This window comes from Cellulosilyticum lentocellum DSM 5427, from assembly GCF_000178835.2.
Classification (GTDB): domain Bacteria; phylum Bacillota; class Clostridia; order Lachnospirales; family Cellulosilyticaceae; genus Cellulosilyticum; species Cellulosilyticum lentocellum.
The window spans coordinates 2227909-2253236 of sequence record NC_015275.1; the positions used below are offsets into that span (position 1 = coordinate 2227909).

Consider the following 25328-nt stretch of genomic DNA (forward strand, 5'->3'; position numbering starts at 1 on the left):
CATAATTAACAAAAAAGATGGTCAGTAAAAAGAAATTTTTGTTGAATAGTAGTACAAAAAAAGACTAGAACATATGTTCGATATTGTGTATAATAAGGATAAATCAAATGAGATATACGAAGTGGAGGAGAATCTATGAAGTCAGGAGAAACAATGTGCTACTATCGTGCACGAGGTGGAGAAAAAAGTATTTATGTGACCATGTTATATGACAAGAATCAACTAAGAGGAAGTATTATTCAAAACTATAACCCACAGATTTTAAAACCAACAACATCTTTAAAAAAGGATTGTTTATCTGCATGATGAGTAGTAATGGGTAGAACGTGAGCTAGATAAAGGAGACAACAGATGGAAAAATGTGCTTATACTATAGGTTATGCGCATCATACTCAAGAAAGTTTTTTAGCTTTAATAAAAAAGTATCACATCAATTGCGTCATTGATGTAAGAACAATGGCTTATTCTAATTTTCACCCGCAATTTAACAAAGAACCAATTAAGCATTTTCTTAATACAGAAAATATTTTGTATCGTCAAATGCAAGAAGCCTTTGGCATTATTAGACCTAGTAGCCCACTTTTAAATCAAGCAGGTTATCTGGATTTCGTGAAGATAGCAGAACTTCCTAGCTTTCAAGAAGGAATAGAAACCATTATAAGAGGGATTGAGGCTGGCTATCAGATTGCGTTTATGTGTGCGGAAAAAGCACCTAGTGATTGCCATAGAAGTACCTTAGTAGGAAGAGCTTTAGCCTTTAGAGGCTATAAGATGTACCACATTTTACATGATGGTCACTTACAAACGCAAAGTGATTTAGAGGAAGAACTATTAGAAAAATATTTTCCCAATCATCCCCAATTAAATTTATTTAATAGACCCCATAAAACAGAGTTGATTAATGCGGCTTATGAATTACAAAGTAATCAAATAGTAGAAGTTAATTCAAAACGAGTGTTAAAAGAATCATATGATTCACCTAAAAAGAAAATATAATATTAAAAGGAGGAATTAATAGAAATTGATCCCTTCTTTTAATATTAACTTGATAGTCGCTGATAATAAGCTTCTATATCTTTATCTTGTTTAACCATATGTTCGAAAACCCATTCAACAATAGCATTTCTAAGATGTGTTAATTCCTTATAAGGAGAAGCACAAAGGGCAGTATAGTCGATACTATTAATGTAGTTTTTAAAGGATTCATGTTCAGCTATATGTTGCACGATATGAGGATAATGAATTGTTTTCATAAAAGTCTCTTCATCATAAAAATGATAAGTAACATATTCTCTGAGATCATATAAAATATTCATTAATTCTTGCTCAGTAACACCTATACATTGAATAAGTAATATTTGCTCTATATGTCGACCTATTTGAAAAAAAGCTTGATGTTGACTATCTATTTGTTCAATTCCCAGTGTCAGACGGCCATCCCAGTTAAAGTTAAAATCAAACATACAGCACCTCCTGGAAAATATATTTTATGTATACTTTAAGTATAGCATAAGAGTAAAGAGAAAATAAATAATTTTACGAAAAGGTGCTGAGATTGTATTTGAGTTAAGACATCAAGTTAAGATAGAAATATAAGTTGATGATTAGGATAAATAAAAGGGTAACCCATATGGGTTACCCTTTTATTTATCCTAATCACTATAAATCTATTTAACAAGCGTTGAAGCAAAATCTTTACCAAAATTAAAAGCTTCCTGTAAATTGGTCTCACCTAGTTTAAAAACGCAAGCTAACGGTTGAAGAGGTATACGACATTTTAGCTGTTTAAAGCGTTCTTGTATATGAGGAAGTGCTTCACCACTCCAGCCATAAGAACCAAATGTTCCAACAGTTAAGTGTCTATGAACTACTGGGTTAAGAGAAGTAAGTACATTCCAAATAGGAGGAAGTGCATCTGCTAAAATAGTAGGAGAACCTAAAAGAAGTCCTTCAGCGGTCTCAATATGTGCCATCGCATCAGCAAGGCTATCTGTTTCTAAGTTAAGAAGAACAACTTCTCCTGTATAATCACTAGCATCAATACCTTTGCAAATGGTTTCAGCCATTTCTTTTGTATAACCATAAGCAGATACATAAGCTACAACAATCTTAGGTGAAAGTGCTTTTGGTGTACTCCAAGTTTTATAGAAATCTAAGTATTTTTGCATATTAGTTTCATCTAAAATCATACCATGACCAGGGCAAATAAATTTGATAGACAAATCTTTAATTTTATCTAAGGCCTTTAAAACAAAGGGTTTAAAAGGTCCCATAATCATATCAAAATAATATTTATAAGCAGACACATAGTCAGCTTCACGATCAGTTTCTAAAGCGTTTTTAAAAATACGTTCATCAGAGTAATGGGCTCCAAAAGAGTCACAGGTAATTAAAAGGCCATCTTCTTCTATATAAGAGTACATCGTATCAGGCCAATGAAGTTGAGGAACACTTAAAAAGCGAATCGTTTTATTTCCTAAAGAAAGTGTTTCTCCATCTTTAACAACAAGGCTTTTAAAAGGAGCATTGATGATTTGGCTTATAAACCTAATAGCTAAAGCACTACCTACAACAGTAGCATTTGGTGTATAAGGAAGTAATTTAGCTACACTCCCAGCATGATCAGGTTCTGTGTGATCTACAATTATATACTTAATATCCTCAAGAGCCACTATTTTTTTTAGTTTTTCAAGGTACTTATCAAAACACTTGTCTTTAACAGTTTCAAAGAGGGCAATACCTTCACTACCTTTTAAAAGATAAGCATTATAGGTAGTACCAAATTCAGTTTCCATTACAATATCGAAAGTACGAAGGGTTGGATCAAGAGCCCCTACCCAATAAAAATCTGGTGTTACATTTAATATATCGGACATGTAAACAACTCCTCTACAAATAATATACATTGTGTATTAATTTAAAGTGTATTAATTTAAAATAATTTCATTTGATAATAATTATTATAGAATAAATGCATGGGTTGTCAAGAAAATCACAGAAAATGGATTGTACTAAAAAAAATACTGGAAAATCTGAGAAAAAAGTATATAATATATTTCAGATAATAATTATTATTACTTGGAAAAGGCGAAGGATAAAGAAGTAAAAAATCTTTAATCGCTTTAAGATAAAAATATTAATTTATTTTATAAGCATACATTATATTATTAAAGAAAGAAGGTCATCTTATGGCAAAACAATTAATGACAATAGATGGTAATACTGCAGCAGCTCATGTTGCTTATGCTTTTACAGATGTAGCAGCTATTTATCCAATTACACCTTCATCTACTATGGCAGAAGTAGTAGATGATTGGGCGGCACAAAATAGAAAAAATATTTTTGGACAAAAAGTTAAGGTTGTAGAAATGCAATCAGAAGCAGGTGCAGCAGGAACTTTTCATGGTTCACTGCAAGCAGGAGCTTTAACAACTACTTTTACAGCTTCACAAGGACTTCTTCTAATGATTCCAAATATGTATAAAGTAGCAGGTGAACTTTTACCAGGAGTATTTCATGTAAGTGCGCGTGCACTTGCAGCACAAGCCTTATCTATTTTTGGTGACCATCAAGATGTTATGGCAGCCAGACAAAGTGGTTGCGTAATGCTTGCTTCTGGTTCTGTACAAGAAGTAGCAGACCTTGCACCAGTGGCACATCTTGCTGCTATTAAAGGTAGACTTCCTTTTGTTCATTTCTTTGATGGTTTTAGAACATCTCATGAAATTCAAAAAGTAGAAGTATTGGAATATAGCGACTATGCAGCATTACTAGATCAAGAAGCATTAGCTGATTTTAGATCAAGAGCACTTTCACCTAATCATCCGGTAACAAGAGGAACAGCTCAAAATTCAGATATCTATTTCCAAACAAGAGAAGCTTCAAATAAATTTTATAATAATATTATTCCAATTGTAGAAGAATATATGCAAAAAATAAATAGTCTTACAGGAAGAAATTATGGATTATTTAATTATTATGGTGCAGAAGACGCAGCGTATGTAGTAGTTGCAATTGGTTCTGTGACAGAAACAATTGAAGAAACAATTGATGCCCTTAATGCACAAGGAGAAAAATATGGATTAATCAAGGTACATTTATTCCGTCCATTCTCAGAAAAGCATTTCTTAGCAGCAATGCCAAAAACAGTGAAAAAGATAGCTGTTCTTGATCGTACAAAGGAACCAGGTTCAATTGGTGAGCCACTTTACTTAGATGTACGTTCTGCTTTTTATGATGTAGATAATGCACCAGAAATTATTGGTGGACGTTATGGACTAGGTTCGAAAGACGTTACGCCAACTGATATTAAAGCAGTATTTGAGCATTTAAAAGTTGCTGATACAAAGAGCCAATTTACAGTAGGTATTAATGACGATGTTACATTTACTTCTATTCCAATAAATGATGAACTTAGAATTTCAACAGAAGGTACAGTAAGATGTAAGTTCTGGGGACTTGGTTCAGATGGTACTGTAGGTGCTAATAAGCAAGCTGTAAAGATTATTGGTGAACATACTAACAAATACGTACAAGCGTATTTTGCATATGACTCTAAAAAATCTGGTGGAATTACTATGTCACACTTACGATTTGGAAATGAGCCTATTCGTTCAACCTATTTAATTGATGAAGCAGATTACATTGCTTGTTCACAACAAGCTTATGTAAATGAATATGATCTTCTAAAAGGTCTTAAAAAAGGTGGTAACTTTGTACTTAACTGCTTATGGTCAGCAGAAGAACTTGAAACAAAATTACCAGCTAAAATGAAACGTTATATTGCAAAAAATAAAATTAATTTCTATACAATTGATGCTGTAGGTATTGCAGCAAGCATTGGCCTTGGTAAACGTGTTAACATGATTATGCAAGCCGCATTCTTCAAACTTGCTCATATCATTTCAGAAGAAGATGCTATTTCTTACCTTAAACAATCTATAGAGAAAACATATGGTAAAAAAGGACAAGATGTTGTAGAAATGAATTATAAGGCAGTAGAAGCAGGTTTCACATCACTTGTTAAAATTGATGTACCAGCAGCATGGGAAAATGTTGCAGATGAAGAAGTGGTAGAAAATAATAAGCCAGATTTCATTAAAAACATTGTAGAACCTATTAATCGTCAAGAAGGAGATCATCTTCCAGTAAGTGCTTTTAATGGCTATGAAGATGGTACTTTCCCAGCAGGTACTGCTGCTTATGAAAAACGTGGTGTAGGAATTGATGTACCAGAATGGAATATTGATACATGTATTCAATGTAATCAATGTAGTTTTGTGTGTCCACATGCATGTATTCGTCCAGTACTTGTATCAGAAGACGAAATGAAAGATGCACCCGAAGGATTTGAAGCTAAAAAAGCAGTAGGTAAAGGTCTTGAAGGACTTGTATTTAGAATGCAAGTAAGTACTATGGACTGTACAGGATGCGGTAACTGTGTAGATATTTGCCCTACAAAAGTTAAATCTCTCGTTATGAAACCACTTGCTACACAAGTAGAAAAAGAAATTCCAAATTGGGAATTTGCTGTTTCAGATAAAGTGGCTTATAAGGGAGACCTTGTAAAAGGAACAACAGTAAAAGACAGCCAATTTAAAACACCACTTATGGAATTTTCAGGTGCATGTGCAGGTTGTGGTGAAACACCTTATATGAAACTTTTAACACAACTTTTCGGAGATCGCATGATGATTGCAAATGCAACAGGATGTTCATCCATTTGGGGTGGATCTGCACCTAGCACACCTTATACAACAAATCATGAAGGTAAAGGTCCAGCTTGGGCAAATTCACTTTTTGAAGATAATGCTGAATATGGACTTGGTATGATGCTTGCAGTTAACCAAATGAGAGATTGTATTGCAGAGCGCTTAAGAGAAATTATAGCACTTCCAATCGATGAAAAAGCAAAAGAAAGTATTAACAACTGGCTTGAAAACAAAGAAAATGGTGAACTTTCAAAGGTATATAGCCGTGAAATCGAAGCTATTCTTGATAATGATGTGATTACTTTAGAAGATGCAAAAGAAGCACTTAAACAAGTGGAAGAAAGAAGAGATTACCTTGTAAAACGCTCACAATGGATCATTGGTGGTGATGGATGGGCTTATGACATTGGTTATGGTGGGCTAGATCATGTTCTTGCATCAGGTGAGAATATTAATGTCTTGGTATTTGATACAGAAATTTACTCAAATACAGGTGGTCAATCTTCTAAATCTACGCCAATGGCAGCAATGGCGAAATTTGCAGCAGCTGGTAAACGCACACGTAAAAAAGATCTTGGCCGTATGATGATGGCTTATGGTAATGTATATGTAGCACAAGTAGCAATGGGTGCAGATAAAAATCAATTAGTTAAAGCTATGCTTGAAGCTGAAGCTTATGAAGGACCATCTATTATCATTGCTTATGCAACATGTATTAGCCATGGTTTAAAAGCTGGTATGGGTAAATCTATTTCACACATGGGAGATGCTGTTAAATCAGGTTACTGGCATTTATATCGCTATAATCCACTTCTTGAGGAACAGGGTAAAAATCCATTTACCTTGGATTCAAAAGAACCAACAGAAAGCTTCAGAGATTTTATTATGGGACAAGTACGTTATTCAGCAATTAAGAAACAATATCCAGAACAAGCAGAAGAACTATTCGAAATGGCAGAAAAACAAGCAAAAGACCGTTTAGCAAGTTACAAACGTCTTGCAGCTCAAGAATTTTAATAATGAAAAAACAAAAGGTGTTAGTAGCATAGATGCTATTAACACCTTTTGTTTTTTAGTTATTTCTATGAGTTTTAAAAAAATCAAATAGGCTAAGATAATCTTGAGTAAATAAGCTATTTTTAGTGCAGATAAAAGTTTCTTTCTCTGAGCAATTCTTGATGGGACAAATGTGATATATAGTATTATAAATAATATATAATTTTTTATTTAATTATTGAATCCAATATTGAACATAGAAAAGCAATTGAATTTAAACATATGGTTAGAACTAGAGTTGTGTTATAAAATGTGGTATAATCAATTTACTGAACAAATGGGAAGAGATAAAGAACTACTACTGGTAAAAAGTAGATGTATAACGGATGATAAGAAAGGCTTATATTTTTATAAAAATAGGATATTCTATTAAAATGACACTGGCACTTTACAGTGTCATTTTAATGTCCCACTTTATCTTATAAATAGACAACTAAAAGTAGAGGTAATGACATGGCACAATTAGACAGTGAACAACTTAAAAAAGCATTTCATCAAGAAATGATTGCACTTTATAAGCGTATGACAAAAGAACTGAGATATAAGTCACCTCGTTTGATGGACCTTATTAATAAATATGGTGGTTATGAAGCAGCAGTCAAATATATTACGACTGAAAATAATGTACAGGATTTTGCGGTACTTTGGGAGAATGAAAGGTTAGACTTAAGTGTAGAAGCACTTATTACCAATAATCGCTATCGTCAGCTGTTTATGGAGGAGATTGTTAAATATTGTGATAGAAAATTAGAGGAATATAGCTATGCACCTAATAAGATTGAAGAAGAAATAGAAGAAGAACCGATAACATTTTATGAAGAAGAGCCATTATTCACTAAGAACGGGATATTGACCACTCTAGCAGAGGAAAATCAGGAGGAAAATACTGGAGAAACCTTAGAGTCACCTTATATGCTTTATTCAGAAGGCATAGCTATTACACAAGCCATGTGGGAAGAGGTACTACAAAATACTCAGTTAATTTCTCAAAAAAATCTAGATTTATTGCTTAGAATCTATTTGATGGGAGATGCTGTGACACCGGAAGAACTTTCAAAAGAAGAAGGCTATTTAGCAACATATCCTTATAATGAGGTAGTAGCTGCTATGGCTAAGCGGATTAAAGCTTATTTAAAAATAGAAGCGCCAATAAGTATAGAGGGTAAACCTTTATGGTGGCATATTTTATTTGTAGGTGGTGTAAAGGATAATAGTTGCTTTGAATGGAGTTTAAGAAGTGATTTAAGAATGGCGATCAAACAAATGATAGAAGAAGGTAAATTTCAAGTAGAGCAGCTAACCGTTCATACACATAAAAGTTTACTAGATATAAAAGAAAAAGCATTGAAAGTGCCAGAGAAACTAGAAGAAGATAATGATTTATCAGATTTTGACCGCTTATTTGAAGCCATTATGATGCCTAAAGCAAAAAGTGAACCGCCGGTAACCCAAGAAGACTTAATACAGAAAAGTAAAATGAATACACCAAAAGAAGAATTACCACAAGCTGCTACACCAATAGCCATCATAAAAGAAGATGAAAAAGAAATGGAAGAGGATAAAACAAAACAGCTTACAAAAGAACAAATCAAAGCAGAATGCATTAGTTATTATGGAGCTGTTTGTGATATTTGTGGTTTTGACTATGGCTATACTTATGGAGAAGCTTATGAAATGGCTATAGAAGTACACAATATTAAAGACGAGTCACATGAAGAGATCTTACCCAATACACATCCAATAGAGGATTTAGTGCCTATTTGTCATAATTGTCATCATGTCCTTCATAGTCATCAACCAGCCTTAACTATTGAAAAAATGAGACAAATGGTTAAAGCATAACCAAGAAAGAGGGGATTGTATAACAAGAAATGTTGTGCAATCTCCTTTTTTGTTAATAGTTCATAAGATATTCTTTGTTGAAAATATAATAAGGGTACTATTTTTTAGAAGATAAAAGACTGGAAAAAGCTATAAGAGTAAAACCATAAAGGGTAGCATATCCTAAAACTGAAAGGAGGCAGATATGCAGCATTTAAAAAAAGGTTTTATTTTATATGTGGCTATGTTTCTACTCATTAAACCCTATTCGGCACAACCTCTTAAAACCTATGCACATTATATACTTATAGAAAAGCAAAGGCTTGAGGAAGAAAGTGGTGTTCTTTTGATGAGCAATTCCCCAGAAGATGTTAAAGAAGTTGGTGTTTTATATCAAGGTGAACTCTGGGGTAAAGGCAGATTGCTTTATCATCATGTCAATGAAAGCGAAGAAAAGAATTTACGATTAGTCATAGAAATTGTAAATCAAGAAAAGACTCCCCAGTTATTACGTATTAGGAAAGCTGTTGTAGATGGACCATCTTATCGGTTTCTCAAAACAGGACAAACATTACTTAGAGATTACTTTAATTCAGTAAGTGATGAGCTTTATTATCTTCAACCAGAGGAAAAGTGGATACTTTATGATTCAGAAGGAAAGCTATGGACAAAAGGGAGTTTGCTCTCGGGAATGATGGATGTAGAAACAACAGGACTTATGACTGTTACTTATAAAGCTATATCAAACGAGTCAGGGAAAGAAGCAACAAACTTGAAGATTTTAGAAAAAGATTTGGCACCCAGAGGGAGTTTTAATATATTAGAACGTACTTATACCATGGAGGTTCCAGCAGAAATAGGATATTATTACCACTTATTAGGAACTCCTAAAGATTGGGTTAAAGGTATAGATGAACTTACTGGAGAAAATGCACTTAATGAAGGAAATTATGGTATAATGGAGCATATTCGAATAACAGCCAAGGCTGATACAACGGTTATTTTATGTCCGAGAGGTGGTATTTTTCAAGGTGTAGTGAGATGGGACGATGGAAGTTTACATTTAGTAGAGCGTTCTCACTCATTTAAGAGAAAAAAAGAGTGTATTGAAATTGGTAAACTAAAGAAGGGAGAAACAAAACAGTTAGACTATATGTTACCTAATGGTTCTGCAGCACCGGCACTTTTAGGGTTTTGGGTAAAGTGATTAGGAAAGGGATGTGTATGCAATTAAAAATAGGAGAAAGCATGAGTGGCTTTCGTTTAATAGAAGAACAAACAATTTCAGAAATAGGAGGAATAGGTAGGGTATTTGAGCATGAAAAAAGTGGGGTTCGTGTTGTTAGCTTAAAGAACGAAGACCCTCATCAAGTATTTACAATGGGTTTTCAAACTTTACCGATGGATGAGACGGGAGCCGCACATATTGTAGAACATGCTGTCTGTTGTGCTTCAAAACATTACCCGTTAAAAGAAACTTTTGTAGCTTTAGGACAAGGCTCTATTTGCACAACTATGAATGCGTGTACGTATCCTGATATGACCATTTATTATGCAGCAAGTCCTCATGAAGAAGATTTAATGGGAGTTGCTAAAGTCTATCTAGATTTAGTATTTCATCCGCTTATTTATGAGAAAAGTGATTACTTTAAGCAAGAAGGCTGGCATTATCATGTAGAAGAAGATGGCAATTTAAGCTATAGCGGTGTAGTTTACCATGAAATGGAAGGAGAATATGCTGAGGCTATTACCCATTTAGAGAACCAAAAACAAAAGGCTTTATTTCCAGATACACCTTATCGATATGATTCAGGAGGATTACCAGAAGCTATTCCCAATTTAACAGAAGAAGCTTTTTTAGCTTTTCATCAAAAATATTATCAGGGAAGTAATTGTATCATTATCCTCTATGGAGATGGTAATCTCAAGGATCAACTTCACTATTTAAATGAAAATGGTTTACAACAAGTACCCAAAGGAGATTATAAAGCCATACTACCTTGTCAGGAGCCTTTTAAAGCTTTACAACGACGTACTGCTTATTATCCAGTTGAAGTAGAGGAAGAAGCAGAGACTTTAATCTGCTTGAGTTTTGTTATAGGAGATTCTAGTGATCAGGCTCTTCGTTTAAGCTTTGAAGTTTTAGAACATATGTTACTTAGAAGTGCAGCTTCTCCTCTTTTAAAAACCTTAGTGATAGAGGAAGAGTTGGGTGTTAGTTTAAGTGACGGTGGTTATGATACTTCTAGAAAGCAACCTGTCTTTACGATTACATTAAAGGGTTGTGAAGAAGAAGCAGGAAAGCAGTTTGAAAGCAGTGTATTTCGAGTGCTTCGCACATTAGTCAAAGAAGGCATTCCTAAAGATTTAATAGAAGCAAGTTTACAAACATTAGCTTTTGAGTTAAAAGAAGTAGATGCTAGCTATGAACCTATAGGAATTCAATATAGTGAAATGGTATTAAGCAGTTGCTTTTATGGACAAGGGACTTTTGAACCTTTATATTATGAAAAAGCTTTTGAAAAACTCAACGAGTTGAGGCATGAGGGCTATTTTGAAACTTTGATTGAAAAGTATCTCTTAAATAATCCTCATAGTCTTTGTATGACATTGATCCCTAGTGAAGCCTTAGGGAGAGCTAATGAAGAACAAAAGATAAAAATACTTGAAGTAGCAAAGGCAGCTATGACAAAGGCACAGTTTCGAAAACTTATTCAAGATAACAAACGTCTTAAAAATGAGCAGTTAATAGAAAATACTAAGGAGGGCTTAGGTCTTTTACCTCATTTGACAAAAAGACAGATGCCAAAGCTTTTAAAAGTACCCAAATTAGAGCAATTAACTCTAGAAGGTTGCGAGGTGTTAATAGAAGAAGCAGACACCAAGGATATTGCATATATTCACTTTCTTTTTAATGCTAGAGGTGTTCCGCAAGAAGATTTACCTTACTTAGGCATTTTAGCTCACTTATTTACTTATGTGGGAACCGAAACAAAGGATTACGTGGCAATTGAAAATACGATCAATACTCATACTGGGGGCATACATAGTGCTATTCATGCGTATCATTTATTCAATGAAGATGGCTATAGTCCAATTTTTAAAGTAAGCTGCAAGGTATTAACAGAAGCACTAGGTGCATTTGAAGCCTTAATGACAGATTTGTTTTTGAATACCACCTTTAAAGAAAAAGCTAAAATAAAAGAAGCATTAGGTCATATGGTGTATGAAATGGAAAGAAGCTATATAGGGGCACCAGAATACCGTAGTATGCAGAGGCTTTATACGTATTTTTCAGAAGAAGGAAGCTATGAAGACCAGGTATCTGGTTTGGCTTTTTATCATTTTATCAAGCCACTTTACGAGCATTTTGAGGAACAGTTTGAACAATTGAGTAAAGCTTTAAAATCAGTACTTGAAAAGGTTATTAGAAAATCTAATGTGCGCCTTGCTATAACAATAGGGAAGCATCAAAAGCAAAAGGTTCTTTATACTATAAGATCACTTATAACCCATTTGCCTGGAGAAAAGGGAGTAGACTATACGTATACCTTTAAGGTGCAGGAGACTAAAGAAGCATTTTGTGTAGGACAAGAAGTGCAAGCTATTGCAGCGGGGTTTGACTTTAAGAAGCAAGGTTATCGGTATGATGGCAGTTTAGAGGTGATTTCTAATATTTTAGAGAATACGTATTTATGGGATCGGGTACGTTTACAAGGCGGTGCATACGGCTGTGAAATATTTTTAAGTGAGGAGGGTTATCTAGCAATTTCTTCATACTGTGACCCCCATTTAAAAAAGACCTTAGAGGTTTATCAAGGTATTGGAATGTATTTAGAACAGCTTGAAATAGAACCAGATTTGCTAGAACGTTATATAGTGAGCACTCTAGGAACAATGTTAGCACCTATTAGTATGGAGAGAAGAAGCGAGAGGCTTTGCCACTATCTTATAACTCATACGGGCCCGAAAGAGCGTCAGCAAATTTATGATGAAATATTAAATACAACACCTGAAAGTTTACAAAAAGCAAGTCAATTATTTAAAGCTATGAGTAGTCACAATCATTATTGTGTAATAGGTAACAAAGAAACAATCACCAAATGTAAAAATATATTTGAGGTTATACATTTTACGATTTAGGGATATGCTAAAGCTGAGGAGGATACTATGAAAAGAGTAAAATCAATCAGTTTAACAGTAATCTTCATTTTAAGCAGTGTTTTTTTATTAGGGAGTAAACCTATAAGTTGTCAGAGGCGTTACGAAACCGTTTTAATAGGGGTTGTAGAAGAAGCAGAACGTTATCTTATTATAGAACAGCACCTTTATCCTATTGTTAAGGTACGTCACGATGACTATATTCCATTAAGCTATCTGCAGCAGGCCGGTATAAGCATTAAGGAAATAGAAGGTATTACTTACTTACAAGAAACTAAAGAAAGAGGGACATATAAGCTTGCCTTAAATTTAAAAGATGCTCTAGCTTATATGAATGACACTCCAGTTTACTGTGGTAATATAAGGAGCTATGCCCTTAAAACAAGAGAAGAACTACTTATTCCAGTAGCAGCTTTAAAAGGACTTTGGATGATTAAGCCTCATGAAGGTGCTTATGAAGCAAGTAAAAAAATCAATTTAAGTGATGATAACCTTATTGAAATGACAGAAACAACTATTAAAAATAGCAGTAATCATGTCATGCGTATTTCTTGGGTGAGTTTATTTTGGAATGGTAAGGCTTTTATAGAACTACCAAAAAGGGAAGTGCTCTTTGAGCCTGGAGAAAGTAGATTATTAGAAGAACCAAATGGAAAAGGGCTTACTTATGTGACGACTTTATTGACCTGTGTTAATGAAGAGCTATTAGATATAGCAGATACTTTTGGTCAAAAGGATACTTCTTTTTTTATGCATTATACAGCAGTTGTTAGAAGCGAAGCTTTAAATCAACTTTTTCCTAGGTATACCATCAGAGCAATGATGAAATACACAATAGGTAGTTTAGAAGCAAAGTCTCGTATAGAATTATGGCGAGCAGAAAAAAGAAACTATTTTGTGGTCAAGGATAAAAAAGGTAAGAAGTTTCAAGTACCTTATAATAGTATTCATATTGATGGAGACTGGGGAACTTTAAGCTCTAAGCCAAGTGCGGCTGATATAGAAGATTTTGTAACATTAAATCAGTTAGAAAGTAAGACATCTTATTTATTATGGACGGATATCTATCGTCAGCGTACGCATGTCTTAAAGAAGCAAGAAGGAATATGGCATTTAGAGAAAACTTTTGTTTGCTCCACCGGTAAAAATATTAATCCAACGCCACAGGGCCTTTATGAAGTACAATATACAATTCCCTTTATTGGAATGGATAAAGGCTACCGTTGTAAAAATGCTTTGGTTTTTTATAGAGATTATATGTTTCACTCAATTTTGTTTGATAAAACTGGGAAATATATTAAAAGTGGACAATATGAGTTAGGCCAGAAGGCTTCTCATGGTTGTATTCGTTTATCAGAAGAAGATAGTGCATGGCTTTATCAGCATATTCCGGTAGGGAGTACCGTATGGATTCGCTAGTCAATTCATGTAATCTGAAGAAGAATTTAAGACATCAGTAATCACCAAAGATTTGTATTAAGAAAAACCATGCATACCGCTAGAATCAGTGTCTAGGAATGCATGGTTTTGTTCGTAAATAGTCAATTGATACTTTATAGCCGTTTTAATTTTTACAAGGGTTGCCTAGGTATTTAAAATACCGCTTGCTTGTATTTGCTTAATAGCTTTGGCCATAGCTTCTTCATTTTGAACTAAGGCAATGCGCACATAGCCTTCACCTTCTTCGCCAAAGCTAATGCCAGGGACAACAACTACACCGGCTTGATGCATTAAATCCTGTGTAAAGTTCATAGAAGAAGTATAATGTCTAGGAATGGGGGCCCATACAAACATACTACCTTTAGGTAAAGGGATATTCCAACCGATTTCTTTTAAACCTTGGATTAAAAACTGGCCTCTTGTTTCATATAAATCATGAATGAATTTGACTTCATCTTGAGGTCCTGTTAAAAGAGAGACAGCAACTTTTTGGAAAGGTAAAAACATGCCGTAGTCAACATGTGATTTAAGTGTTTTTAAAGCACTGACCATTTCTTTGTTACCTACAGCAAAAGCTGTGCGACAGCCTGGAATACTATAGGTTTTAGAAAGCGAATTAAATTCGATACCCACCTCTTTAGCACCAGGGATACTAAGAAAGCTTTCACCTCTTTGACCATCAAATAAAAGTTCACTATAGGCATTATCATGAAGAACCATAATGTTATAGCGTTTAGCAAAAGCAACTAATGCTTTATAAAATTCAGGGTTAGCTGTAGCTGCTGTAGGGTTATTAGGATATGAAACAATCATCAGTTTAGCAGCTATGGCTACATCCTTTGGAATAGCCTCGAAGTCAATAAGATAATCGTTTTCTTTTAAAAGTGGCATTTTATGTAAGAGCGCACCTGCTAAATGAGGGCCAATTGTAAAAATCGGATAACTTGGACTAGGCACGAGGACGATGTCACCAGGATTAATTAAACAAAGAGCTAGTTCAGTAAAGCCGCTTTGAGAACCTAATAAAGAAATGACTTCATCTGTTTCCAAAGTAACTTGATAGCGCTGATGATACCAATGACACACGGCATCAATAAGCTCTTGAGTATCAGAAATAGCATAACGGTAGTTAAGAGGATCTCCAGTCGCCTCAGAAAGAAGTTTCATGACACGGTCTGAGGGAGGTGAATCAGGTGTGCCGATACTAAAATCAATCATTGAACGCCCTGCCTTCATAAGGGCTTTTTTTTGCTCATTAAGCTCCGAAAAAATAGCGGAGGAAAGCTGCTGCATTTTGTCTGCAATCATGGGTAAGCCTCCTTTAAGCTGAAAATAAATGATATTGTATACATCATTTATTATAATTATGAAATTTAAAAATAGTCAATGTATAAATTTTGTACTATAATAGCTTGTAATAAAATAATCTTACTTAGGAGGCAAGCAGCATGCAGTTCATATTTTATAGACGACTTAATGAAATAGCTATCTTAAAAGGAGCTCAAACCTTGCAAGAAGAAAAAAATGAGGTACTTTATCAAAAGATTTTAGGAGAGCTTTTAGAGCAAAGCTACCATTTAAAGCTAGGCCAAGATCTTTTTAAAATGTATCTCTGTTTTTTAGTGGCGAATGATGAAAATGCATTTTCACTAACAGCGGAAAAAGAGGGAGAAGGGATGGATGATAATCTTAAGGCATTAGTTCTTAAAGACTTAACAACTCTTATTCAGCTTTTTCATAGCCAAGTCATAACATTAAGTGTAAAAAACCAAGAGAAGACTGAGTCCTACTATAAACTTTACGAAGCTTTGGAAAAAGAGCCAAGCCCTGAGTCATTTTTACATACCCTTATAGCGTATTATAAACAATATGGATGTGGTAATATGAACCGCTACAAGGCCTTTAAGTGGCAACAAGATAAAGGCCTTATTGGGATTAGTGAGTGTGATCCTATTACGCTGAAAGAATTGATTGGATGTAATTATCAAAAAGAAGCACTTATTAAAAATACAGAAAACTTCTTACAAGGAAAACCTGCTAATAATGCACTTTTATTTGGAGATAGTGGCACAGGTAAATCATCTATGGTAAAAGCTTTGCTGAATGCCTATTATGATCAAGGGATTAGAATCATTGATCTTTCAAAAGCAGATTTTATGTATTTTAATCGTATTTTGCCACTTCTAAGAAACAGAGGGCTTCACTATATTATTTTTTTGGATGATTTATCTTTTGAAGAGTTTGAAACCGAATATAAATATATGAAGGCTCTTATAGAAGGAGGTGTGGAAGTTAAGCCTAATAATGTGCTTATTTATGCTACTTCTAATAGAAGACATTTGATTAGAGAGACTTGGGAGGAGCGACAAGGCCAAGATATTCATATTACAGATACGAGACAAGAGAAACTATCCTTATCCGATCGCTTTGGATTAAGTCTAACTTTTACCTCACCTGCTCAGAATGCTTATTTAGAAATTGTAACAGCTTTAGCTGCGCAATATGGAGTAGACATAGATGCTAATAGGCTTAGAGAAAAAGCTATTCAATGGGAATTAGCTCATGGTGGGCGCTCGGGGCGAGTTGCTAAGCAATTCATTCAATCTTTACTATAGTCTTTTTAAACATAATTCTAAAGATAAATGATATTTTATTAGATAAATGTAATGAATTTTTAATACAAATATATAAAAATATAGAAAATATGAATTTAACAAGGTATACTAAAAACGTTTATTAAAATATAATAGAATGGGAAATAAGGTGGGAAAAAATGTTTAAGCAGTATATCGTTGACCTCAAAAAAGAATTTAAAGATTATAACGGCAAAAAATTATCACAAGATGCTTTGGCTGGTCTAACAGTAACAGCCGTTGCTTTGCCGTTAGCGTTAGCTTTTGGGGTGAGTAGTGGCGCAGATGCGGCAGCAGGGCTTATTACAGCTATTTTATCAGGATTTTTAATGAGTGCTTTATCAGGAGCTTCCTATCAAATATCAGGACCTACAGGGGCTATGACTGCTATCTTAATAGGGCTTGTAGCTAAATATCAGATGGAAGGGGTATTTATTGCTACTTTATTAGCAGGTATTATTTTACTTATTGCAGGTCTGTTAAAGATTGGTAAACTAGTTTCACTTATTCCAAGTCCAGTTATCACAGGATTTACTTCAGGAATTGCTATTATTATTGCTCTTGGACAGATTGATAACTTTTTTGGTGTGACTTCTCAAGGAGGTACTAATATTGAAAAGCTCCTTTCTTATGGTACATTAGGTTTTCAGCCTAATTGGTATGCAGTAGGCTTAGGAACGCTTGTTATAGTTATTATGCTGGCTTGGCCTAAAAAATGGAATGCGAAGGTACCTTCTTCATTAGTAGGTATCATTATAGCTTTAGTAGTTAGTATGATTTTAAAGAAGGATGTTGCTATGGTAGGAGATATTCCTAAAACCTTGCTACCAGCAACACGTTTAAGTTTGTCTGATTTATCCATGGAGAAAATCAATTTACTTTTTAGTTCATCTATTAGTATTGCAGCACTAGGAATGATTGAAAGTTTATTATGTGGGGCATCTGCGGGACGAATGAAAGATGAAAAACTTAATGCAGATCGTGAATTAGTGGCACAAGGCATAGGTAATATGATTATTCCTTTTTTCGGGGGAGTACCTTCGACAGCAGCTATTGCACGTACCAGTGTTGCTATTAAGTCAGGTGCACAAACAAGAATAACAGGGATTTTCCATGCAGTAGGTTTATTAGCATCTATGTTTTTATTAGGAGGTGTTATGTCACAGATTCCTTTATCAGCTTTGGCTGGGGTGTTGATGGTGACGGCGTGGCGAATGAATGAATGGGAGAGTATTCGCTTTATCTTTAGTAAAAAACTAAAAACAGCTATTGCACAGTTTTGTATTACTATGTTAGCAACTGTTATTTTTGACTTAACCTTAGCTATTTTATTAGGTGTTATATTCTCTATTTTATTCTTTGTAGTAAATATTTCGGGCATTGAAATTAATTTAAGTGATATTGACCCTGCAAGACTTGCATCTAATGGCTTACATATTGAACATGATCACGAAAAAACAAAGGTCGTTTATTTAACAGGGCCGGTCTTCTTTACAACCACAGAAAAAATTAAAGCAGAAATCAGTCAATTAACTGATTTAGAATATGTTATTTTTTCTATGAGGGGAGTTCCTCTTTTAGATGCTACTGGTACACAACTTTTTAGTGAGTTAAATGAAAGCTTCAAAGCGCAAGGGACAACCGTATTATTTTCAGGCTTACAACCTAAGGTAAAACATTTAATGGAACGAAGTGGATTAATGGAAACTGTTGGGGAAGAAAATTTCTTCTGGAGTGTAGAACAAAGTATTATGGCTATTGAAAAAGAACAGCTTGCAAGTTAGATATCATTCAGTTTTATTAAGGAAAAGAGGGGAGATATGGGGAAAAAACAATATGTAAAAGGGATATTGCTTAGTTTACTAGTAAGTTTATGGCTATGTACAGGTCTATATGCACAAACCAATCTAATGACGTCTGTACCCTGCGATGGTAAAAGCTATACCATTCAATTTTCGGGAGATAAAGCGTTATTAAGCAGAGATGGTAGCCTAGCTGTGCCTGTTGTTTCAGGAACTAAAATCACTAAACCAGGAACTTATTATTTAAGTGTATACGAAGCTACAGGACTTAGAGTAGAAACTTTTAAAATAAAAAGCCAAACGAAAAGTAGCTGGGCTATTACAAAAGAAAGTGATTTAAATGAGGCTATCAAAAGCTGTTTAGAAAACTATCAAAAATCAGTAACTATTAACTTTAAATACCAAACGAGTATGGACCAAGTAGAAACTATTTTGTCCAAGCATATTCAAGAGGTAACGGATACCTATCCCATGCTCATGATACAAAATTATTATGGTAAGCTTTCTCAAGATAGTAAAGGAAATCTGAGTGCACAGGTCAACTTTAAATATCCTCTTCAAGTTACCAATACCTTGAAGAAATATGACACACAAGCATTAAGTGGCATGGCTAATATGGTAAATACATTAGTTAAGCCTTATATGAAGGATTACGAAATAGAGCAGGCTTTGCTTATGGGGCTAATGAATCGAGTAACTTATTCACTTCATGAAGATGCTAGTATTAATGCGACATCTATGACACATACCTTACAAGGTGCTTTTATAGGAGAGAAGAAGATTGTATGTGATGGCTATGCCAAAACGTTTATGCATTTGATGAATATGGTTGGGGTACCTACACAATTAATAACAGGAACTTCTACAGATCGTTTAGGAGAAAGTGTAGGGCATGCATGGAATTTAATTAAAATCCAAGGGGCCTATTATCATGTAGATAGTACTTGGGCAGATCAACATTTTGAAACATTGGGCTTATATGACTATATTAATGAACAAGATACTTATATGGCACAAGATCACGTTTGGGATAAAAGTCGGTATCCCAAAGCTGTTACGTTAACCTATACATTTCCTAATAGTCCTGTTAGTGTGAGTCAGGTAACAAAAGTAGCATCACCGAATGAACTAGAAGCTGGCATTGAAAAGGTTAAAAGTCAGCAAAAAGGAAATGGTACACTTATTTTGCAAAAACAAAGTCAGTGGCATTGGGATGAGGAAGAAGTAGCTGAGCAGCTATATGAAGTATTAGATGAAAGTTATAGTTGTTATAGTGAAGAAAAGTATGATTGTGTAATGATTTATTATTTAAAAGAAGAGTAATTAAAAAAACATCCCATAATGGGATGTTTTTTTAATTACTCCACTGACCAGTAGTATGACAGTAAGGGCAAACAATTTGATGATAAGGCTTTACATTGAGGTCGAGTAGGGTGCTATTACTATACATAGGACCATCATTGCATAAGGAAGAATCTACTGTATTAGAAAGGTACTCAGCACCTACCATATCATAACCACAATTCGTACATAATAAATGTTTAACCATAGCATTCACCTCTTTTAAGTAATTTTAAGATTAAAATTACTATGTCCAATTTTTCTAGAAATATGCATAAATAAAAGATCACTACCTTATATTGACAGTATAGAAAATGTGAATTTCCATATGCTATTACTAACATTTTAAAATTAGGAGGTTCATGATGAATAAACAAAAATGGCAAGGACTTACCATTGCCTTAATGATAAGTGTGTTAGCAAGTACAACTTTCGGTTCAGTAAATAGAAATGTACCAGCTCCTAGTCCATCACCAATAGCATCACCAAGTGCAAAACCAGTGCCAACAGTAGCACCAACTACAAAACCAGCACCAACGATGGCACCAACTACAAAACCAGCACCAACGATGGCACCAACTACAAAACCAGCACCAACGATGGCACCAACTACAAAACCAGCACCAACGATGACACCGACTACAAAACCAGCACCAACGATGGTACCCTCTACAAAACCAGGACCATGTACAAAACCAGCACAAGATCAAAAGGCTAAACCTTTTATGTTAGATAATTTTAAAGTAATTGCAAATACTTTAGCTGGGCTTGGTGTAGATGAAGCTAAACTTACTTCATATATTAAGGAAGGTAAGAAGTTAGAGGATGTTTTAAAGGTTGAGAAGATTTCTACACGCAAATTCAAAAAATGTGTGATTAAAGAATATAATAGAGTAGTAGATCAAGCTGTTAAAAACAAACAACTTACTTGTGAACAAGCAAAACAACTTAAAGCGGCTATTAAACAAACTATTAAAAATTGGCTTCCAAAAAGTAAATAATCAATTCATAATGTTTAGTAAAACTGTTGATTACATGTTAATCAACAGTTTTATTGAATGAATAAAATAGTAAAAATATTATATAAAAAGACAACTTTATAATTTAGGCTAGCATTCATATAATATTATGGTATAATAGGCGAAGGGAAATAGAAAATAAAAAGCGCCAGAACTTGACAGTTACGTGAAAAATGTTAAGTTGACGAGGACTAGAGTGATCGAAAATTCGGCGGATGCTCTAGAGGGTTCACACCCTAAATAAGCCAACAAAACTAAAAAGTGATTTTTAGGACAAAGGGTTTATCGTGAATTTCCCTGATTTTATTTTAAATATCAAGGAGGTTTATTTGTTATGTGCGGAATTGTAGGTTATATCGGTTCAAAACAAGCATCAGACGTTATTATTGACGGATTAGAAAAACTAGAATACAGAGGTTATGATTCAGCAGGAGTTGCAGTTGTAAATGGTGATGACAAAATTAGTTGGGCTAAAAAACAAGGAAGATTAAGTGGGTTAGAAGCCATTCTTGCTAAGAAGCCAGTAGAGGGAACTGTAGGAATAGGCCATACAAGATGGGCTACACACGGGGCACCATCAGACTTAAATTCTCATCCTCATTTAAATGCAGCAGAGACTATTGCTGTTGTTCATAATGGAATCATTGAAAATTATATGGAACTTCGTGAGATGCTTATAGCAGAAGGATATGTTTTCAAATCAGAAACAGATACAGAAGTAGCAGTTCACTTAATTGATAAATTCTATGAAGGAGATTTATTAACAGCTGTTTATAGAGCAGTAGAGCAATTTAGAGGTGCTTATGCTCTTGGGGTTGTATCAGCCAATCACCCAGGTGAATTAGTAGCTGTAAGAAAAGAAAGTCCATTAATTGTTGGCGTGGGTGAAGGTGAATATTTTATTGCCTCTGATGTACCAGCTATCTTAAAATATACTAGAAATGTTTATTATTTAGAAAATGATGAAGTAGTTTATGTTAAGGATGGCAAGTTAACTATTTTAGATGGGGAGCAAAAGGTTATTGATAAAGAACTTAAAGTTGTAGAATGGGATATTGAAGCAGCTTCTAAAGGTGGTTTTGACCATTTTATGATGAAAGAAATTTATGACCAACCACAAGCTATTCATGATACACTGATGAGAAGACTTGATGAAGATGGTATGATTCATTTAGATGATATCAAACTTACAAAAGAAGATTTAGATGGTATTACTAAAATGTATATTGTGGCATGTGGTACAGCTTATCATGCAGGCCTTGTAGGTAAATATGCAATTGAAAAATTAGCTAAAGTACCTGTTGAAGTAGACATTGCTTCAGAATTCAGATATAGTGATCCATTTATTGATGAACACACGATGCTTATTGTTGTTTCTCAATCAGGCGAAACAGCAGATACATTAGCAGCTATGAAACTTGCTAAAGCAAAGGGTGCAAGAGTACTTGCAATTACTAACGTGGTTGGCTCATCAGTAGCTAGAGAGGCTCATGATGTATTTTATACATGGGCAGGTCCAGAAATTGCTGTAGCATCTACTAAAGCGTATACAGCACAGATGATTGCTTTTTATATGATTGCTTTAGATTTTGCTTATAAAAAAGGAACGATTACTTTAGAGGCTTATCATGAAACGATTAAAAAGATTGAAGCTTTAGCACCGCTTGTTCAAGAGATTTTAGCAGACAAAGATGAAATTGAAAAAATAGCTATGGACATGAAAGATGCACAAAATGCCTTTTACCTTGGTAGAGGAGTTGATTATACAACAGCTAGAGAAGCAGCTCTTAAATTAAAAGAGATTTCTTATATTTACACAGAAGCTTTTGCAGCTGGAGAATTGAAACATGGTCCTATTGCGTTAATTGATCAAGGTACACCAGTACTTTGTATTGTGACACAAGAAGCGTTGGAAGAAAAAATGATTTCTAATATCAAAGAAGTTAAAGCAAGAGGGGCTTTTGTTATTGCCATTACTAGAAAAGGAAATACAGAAGTAGCTAAAGTGGCTGATGATGTCATTTATATCCCAGGAGCTGATGATTTATTAATGCCAGTATTATCTGTTATTCCTACTCAGCTTATTTCTTATTATGTATCTATTGCTAGAGGCAATGATGTTGATAAACCACGTAATCTTGCAAAATCGGTTACAGTAGAATAGTGAATGAAACTCAGTAGCTTTATTTTTTAAAACTTTATTAGGGAATCATCTTTTTGATCACATATACAATAGTGTAAAGATAAAACAAATAACTTTCCAAAGCAGAATCACCACAGCTTTAATCTGAGGAACTGACCGGGTCAGCCAAGTCTCAATCTATTGTTATAGGTACCTCTGGACTTAAGGAAAATGTTCACTGATGCGCTGTAAAGGGAGACGCTTAAATGATAAGTTGTTTAATTAGGCTTTACACACGAAGTAGTACCAAAAACAAAGTTTAAAACCAGAGTCTTAAAGCCTTAGCTTCCTCATCACAAGGGTGCACCGGCTAAGACTTTTAAGGAGCTCCTCACTCTTCGTTTAAACTTTTATAACTTGTGCTATTTATCCTTAAAGTGCATACTGCCCTGAGGAGCTACAGTCATGCCCTTTGAGATGGTAGCGTAAGTTTTTAAAAGTGAATAATGAAGAGCTGGTAAGCAAAAATAGCCAAGTGATATATGTCGCTTGGCTATTTTTGCGTGTGTGCTCAGCATGGCGCAATCTAATGGGTGAAAGTCCTGAGTATGGATTGATAGGGCAGTACGGGGATATTTTGTGCCTACAATAAGGCAGCGTATTACAATTTATAAATTGATTTTATTTTTGAGAATAGAGATTAATTATTAAAAATTAAGACGTTGACAATGTACTATAGTTGGCTGGATAATGAAAATAAAAAGGAGGATTTTTTATGAGTAAACAAGATAAAATAGCTGTATTAATTGATGCAGAAAATGTGTCAAATAAGTATATAAAATTAATTATGGATGAAGTTAATAACTATGGTATTGCTACATATAAGAGGGTATATGGAGATTATTCAAATCCAAGCGTCATGGCGTGGATGAAAAACTTAGAAGAATATGCACTTACACCAGCATTGCAATGTAATTATACTTCGGGGAAAAGTGCATCAGATTCGGCTTTAATTATTGATGCGATGGATATTCTTTACTCTGGAAAAGTAAGTGCTTTTTGCTTAGTCTCATCTGATAGTGATTTTACAAAACTTGCTATGAGATTGAAAGAGGCAGGAATGAATGTAATCGGAATGGGAGAAGGGAAAACACCTAAATCACTTGTTTCCGCTTGTGAAACATTTAAATATCTAGATATACTGTATAGAGAAGAAGCACTGGCAGAAGCAGAAGCAGTTGTTGAAGATAAAATAGCAGAAAAAGATAAAACAACAAAAAGGGTAACAACGCAAGAAAAGAAACATGAGGTTTCACAAGATATTGAAGAAGCTGCTGAAGAAATAGTTAGTATTCCAACGCTTAGTGATATTGAGAAAGAAGTTATTTCTATTATCTCGACAAATGCAGAAGAAAATGGATGGATCAATATAGCTGAACTTGGAGTAAACCTTAGCAAAAGAGTGCCAGGGTTTGATCCAAGAAATTATAAGTGTCGAAAGTTATCAGCTCTACTAGAAAAAATTAATTTGATAGAATTAAATACTGTTGAAAATCCTCACAACAGTTTATTGAAAATAGTTTATGCAAAAATTAAAGATTAACAGATAACAGACATAGGGTGTGCGGGTTACTGTGGGTTAAAAGGAAGAAAGTATAAAAGTTCTAAATAGATATCCTTAAAGAGAAAAATCAAACTTATATTTTTTAAATAAAGGGAATATGTAAATTATAAAAATATAAATTACTAATTATAAATACATAAGATATTTATTATCAATAAACAATAAAAGGTGATGAAAGGCTCTTAAGAAGGGAGAAATGAAGATGTCTGAAGAGGAAGTACGCGCATTTTTTGAACAGGATTTATTTGCCAAACATTGTGGCATCCGAATTGATCATATAGAAGAAAATCAAGCTATTTGTAGTATGGAGCTTACTGCAAAACATAGAAATGCTGGAGGACAGGTACAAGGAGGTGCTATTTTTACATTAGGAGACTTTGCTTTTGCTGTAGCCGCTAATAGTGGCGAAAAAAAAGCAGTTTCTTTAGATAATCAAATTGCTTTTATGCGAAAGGTACAAGGGGATAAACTGATTGCTACTGCTTCTGTGATTTCTTCAACCTATAAAATTTGTTTTTACCAAGTGGATATAGAAGATGAATGGGGGACCAAGGTAGCTAGAATGTCTGTGACGGGATATTATGTTTAAGTTTTTTGT

General features: G+C 34.2%; 18 protein-coding genes. 14 read left to right on the plus strand and 4 right to left on the minus strand.

All coding sequences use genetic code 11. From position 1 onward, the window contains the following. Nucleotides 1–135: 135 nt before the first annotated feature. Together CLOLE_RS23000 and CLOLE_RS10210 are read left to right on the plus strand one after the other, a co-directional pair. On the plus strand, nucleotides 136–306 hold the full coding sequence (locus CLOLE_RS23000; protein ID WP_013657031.1) for a hypothetical protein: 171 nt from the start codon (nucleotides 136–138) through the stop codon (nucleotides 304–306). Between the two features lie 45 nt (nucleotides 307–351). Continuing rightward, nucleotides 352–996 carry a DUF488 domain-containing protein gene (locus CLOLE_RS10210; protein WP_013657032.1) on the plus strand — a complete coding sequence of 215 codons (645 nt, stop codon included), beginning with the start codon at nucleotides 352–354 and terminating at the stop codon, nucleotides 994–996. 44 nt (nucleotides 997–1040) lie between these two features. On the opposite strand, the gene CLOLE_RS10215 is transcribed toward CLOLE_RS10210, so the two are convergent. After that, nucleotides 1041–1463 (minus strand): bacteriohemerythrin, encoded by a 423-nt coding sequence (locus CLOLE_RS10215; protein ID WP_013657033.1) that lies wholly within the window; start codon nucleotides 1461–1463, stop codon nucleotides 1041–1043. A gap of 204 nt (nucleotides 1464–1667) precedes the next feature. Beyond that, nucleotides 1668–2876, minus strand: coding sequence for an FprA family A-type flavoprotein (locus CLOLE_RS10220; RefSeq protein WP_013657034.1), 1209 nt, complete (start codon nucleotides 2874–2876; stop codon nucleotides 1668–1670). A gap of 312 nt (nucleotides 2877–3188) precedes the next feature. On the opposite strand from CLOLE_RS10220, the gene nifJ reads away from it, so the two are divergent. From nifJ to CLOLE_RS10250, 5 genes are all read left to right on the plus strand, one after another. Next, nucleotides 3189–6728, plus strand: coding sequence for a pyruvate:ferredoxin (flavodoxin) oxidoreductase (gene nifJ, locus CLOLE_RS10225; RefSeq protein WP_013657035.1), 3540 nt, complete (start codon nucleotides 3189–3191; stop codon nucleotides 6726–6728). A gap of 492 nt (nucleotides 6729–7220) precedes the next feature. Next, entirely contained in the window at nucleotides 7221–8609 is a 1389-nt protein-coding gene (locus tag CLOLE_RS21845; RefSeq protein WP_013657036.1) for an HNH endonuclease, read from the plus strand. A gap of 184 nt (nucleotides 8610–8793) precedes the next feature. After that, on the plus strand, nucleotides 8794–9795 hold the full coding sequence (locus CLOLE_RS10240) for a hypothetical protein (RefSeq protein WP_013657037.1): 1002 nt from the start codon (nucleotides 8794–8796) through the stop codon (nucleotides 9793–9795). Nucleotides 9796–9812: 17 nt separating this feature from the next. After that, nucleotides 9813–12731: an insulinase family protein gene (locus CLOLE_RS10245; RefSeq protein ID WP_013657038.1), complete on the plus strand. Its 2919-nt coding sequence runs from the start codon at nucleotides 9813–9815 to the stop codon at nucleotides 12729–12731. Nucleotides 12732–12758: 27 nt separating this feature from the next. Continuing rightward, nucleotides 12759–14168 (plus strand): L,D-transpeptidase, encoded by a 1410-nt coding sequence (locus CLOLE_RS10250; RefSeq protein WP_013657039.1) that lies wholly within the window; start codon nucleotides 12759–12761, stop codon nucleotides 14166–14168. A gap of 165 nt (nucleotides 14169–14333) precedes the next feature. On the opposite strand, the gene CLOLE_RS10255 is transcribed toward CLOLE_RS10250, so the two are convergent. Beyond that, nucleotides 14334–15497: an aminotransferase class I/II-fold pyridoxal phosphate-dependent enzyme gene (locus CLOLE_RS10255; protein WP_013657040.1), complete on the minus strand. Its 1164-nt coding sequence runs from the start codon at nucleotides 15495–15497 to the stop codon at nucleotides 14334–14336. 140 nt (nucleotides 15498–15637) lie between these two features. On the opposite strand from CLOLE_RS10255, the gene CLOLE_RS10260 reads away from it, so the two are divergent. The 3 genes from CLOLE_RS10260 (at nucleotide 15638) to CLOLE_RS10270 (ending at nucleotide 19947) form a co-directional block, all read left to right on the plus strand. Then, nucleotides 15638–16804 (plus strand): ATP-binding protein, encoded by a 1167-nt coding sequence (locus CLOLE_RS10260; protein WP_013657041.1) that lies wholly within the window; start codon nucleotides 15638–15640, stop codon nucleotides 16802–16804. 158 nt (nucleotides 16805–16962) lie between these two features. Next, on the plus strand, nucleotides 16963–18606 hold the full coding sequence (locus CLOLE_RS10265; RefSeq protein WP_013657042.1) for a SulP family inorganic anion transporter: 1644 nt from the start codon (nucleotides 16963–16965) through the stop codon (nucleotides 18604–18606). A 36-nt stretch (nucleotides 18607–18642) separates the two neighbouring features. Beyond that, nucleotides 18643–19947 (plus strand): transglutaminase domain-containing protein, encoded by a 1305-nt coding sequence (locus CLOLE_RS10270; RefSeq protein WP_013657043.1) that lies wholly within the window; start codon nucleotides 18643–18645, stop codon nucleotides 19945–19947. Between the two features lie 31 nt (nucleotides 19948–19978). On the opposite strand, the gene CLOLE_RS10275 is transcribed toward CLOLE_RS10270, so the two are convergent. Next, nucleotides 19979–20173, minus strand: coding sequence for a hypothetical protein (locus tag CLOLE_RS10275; protein ID WP_013657044.1), 195 nt, complete (start codon nucleotides 20171–20173; stop codon nucleotides 19979–19981). Between the two features lie 157 nt (nucleotides 20174–20330). Between CLOLE_RS10275 and CLOLE_RS10280 the strand changes: the two genes are divergently transcribed. The 4 genes from CLOLE_RS10280 (at nucleotide 20331) to CLOLE_RS10295 (ending at nucleotide 25319) form a co-directional block, all read left to right on the plus strand. After that, nucleotides 20331–20966: an IgG-binding virulence factor TspB family protein gene (locus tag CLOLE_RS10280; protein WP_013657045.1), complete on the plus strand. Its 636-nt coding sequence runs from the start codon at nucleotides 20331–20333 to the stop codon at nucleotides 20964–20966. Nucleotides 20967–21318: 352 nt separating this feature from the next. After that, on the plus strand, nucleotides 21319–23148 hold the full coding sequence (gene glmS / locus CLOLE_RS10285) for a glutamine--fructose-6-phosphate transaminase (isomerizing) (protein ID WP_013657046.1): 1830 nt from the start codon (nucleotides 21319–21321) through the stop codon (nucleotides 23146–23148). A 733-nt stretch (nucleotides 23149–23881) separates the two neighbouring features. Beyond that, on the plus strand, nucleotides 23882–24709 hold the full coding sequence (locus tag CLOLE_RS10290; RefSeq protein WP_013657047.1) for an NYN domain-containing protein: 828 nt from the start codon (nucleotides 23882–23884) through the stop codon (nucleotides 24707–24709). Between the two features lie 223 nt (nucleotides 24710–24932). After that, nucleotides 24933–25319 (plus strand): PaaI family thioesterase, encoded by a 387-nt coding sequence (locus tag CLOLE_RS10295; RefSeq protein ID WP_050794681.1) that lies wholly within the window; start codon nucleotides 24933–24935, stop codon nucleotides 25317–25319. Nucleotides 25320–25328: the final 9 nt, after the last annotated feature.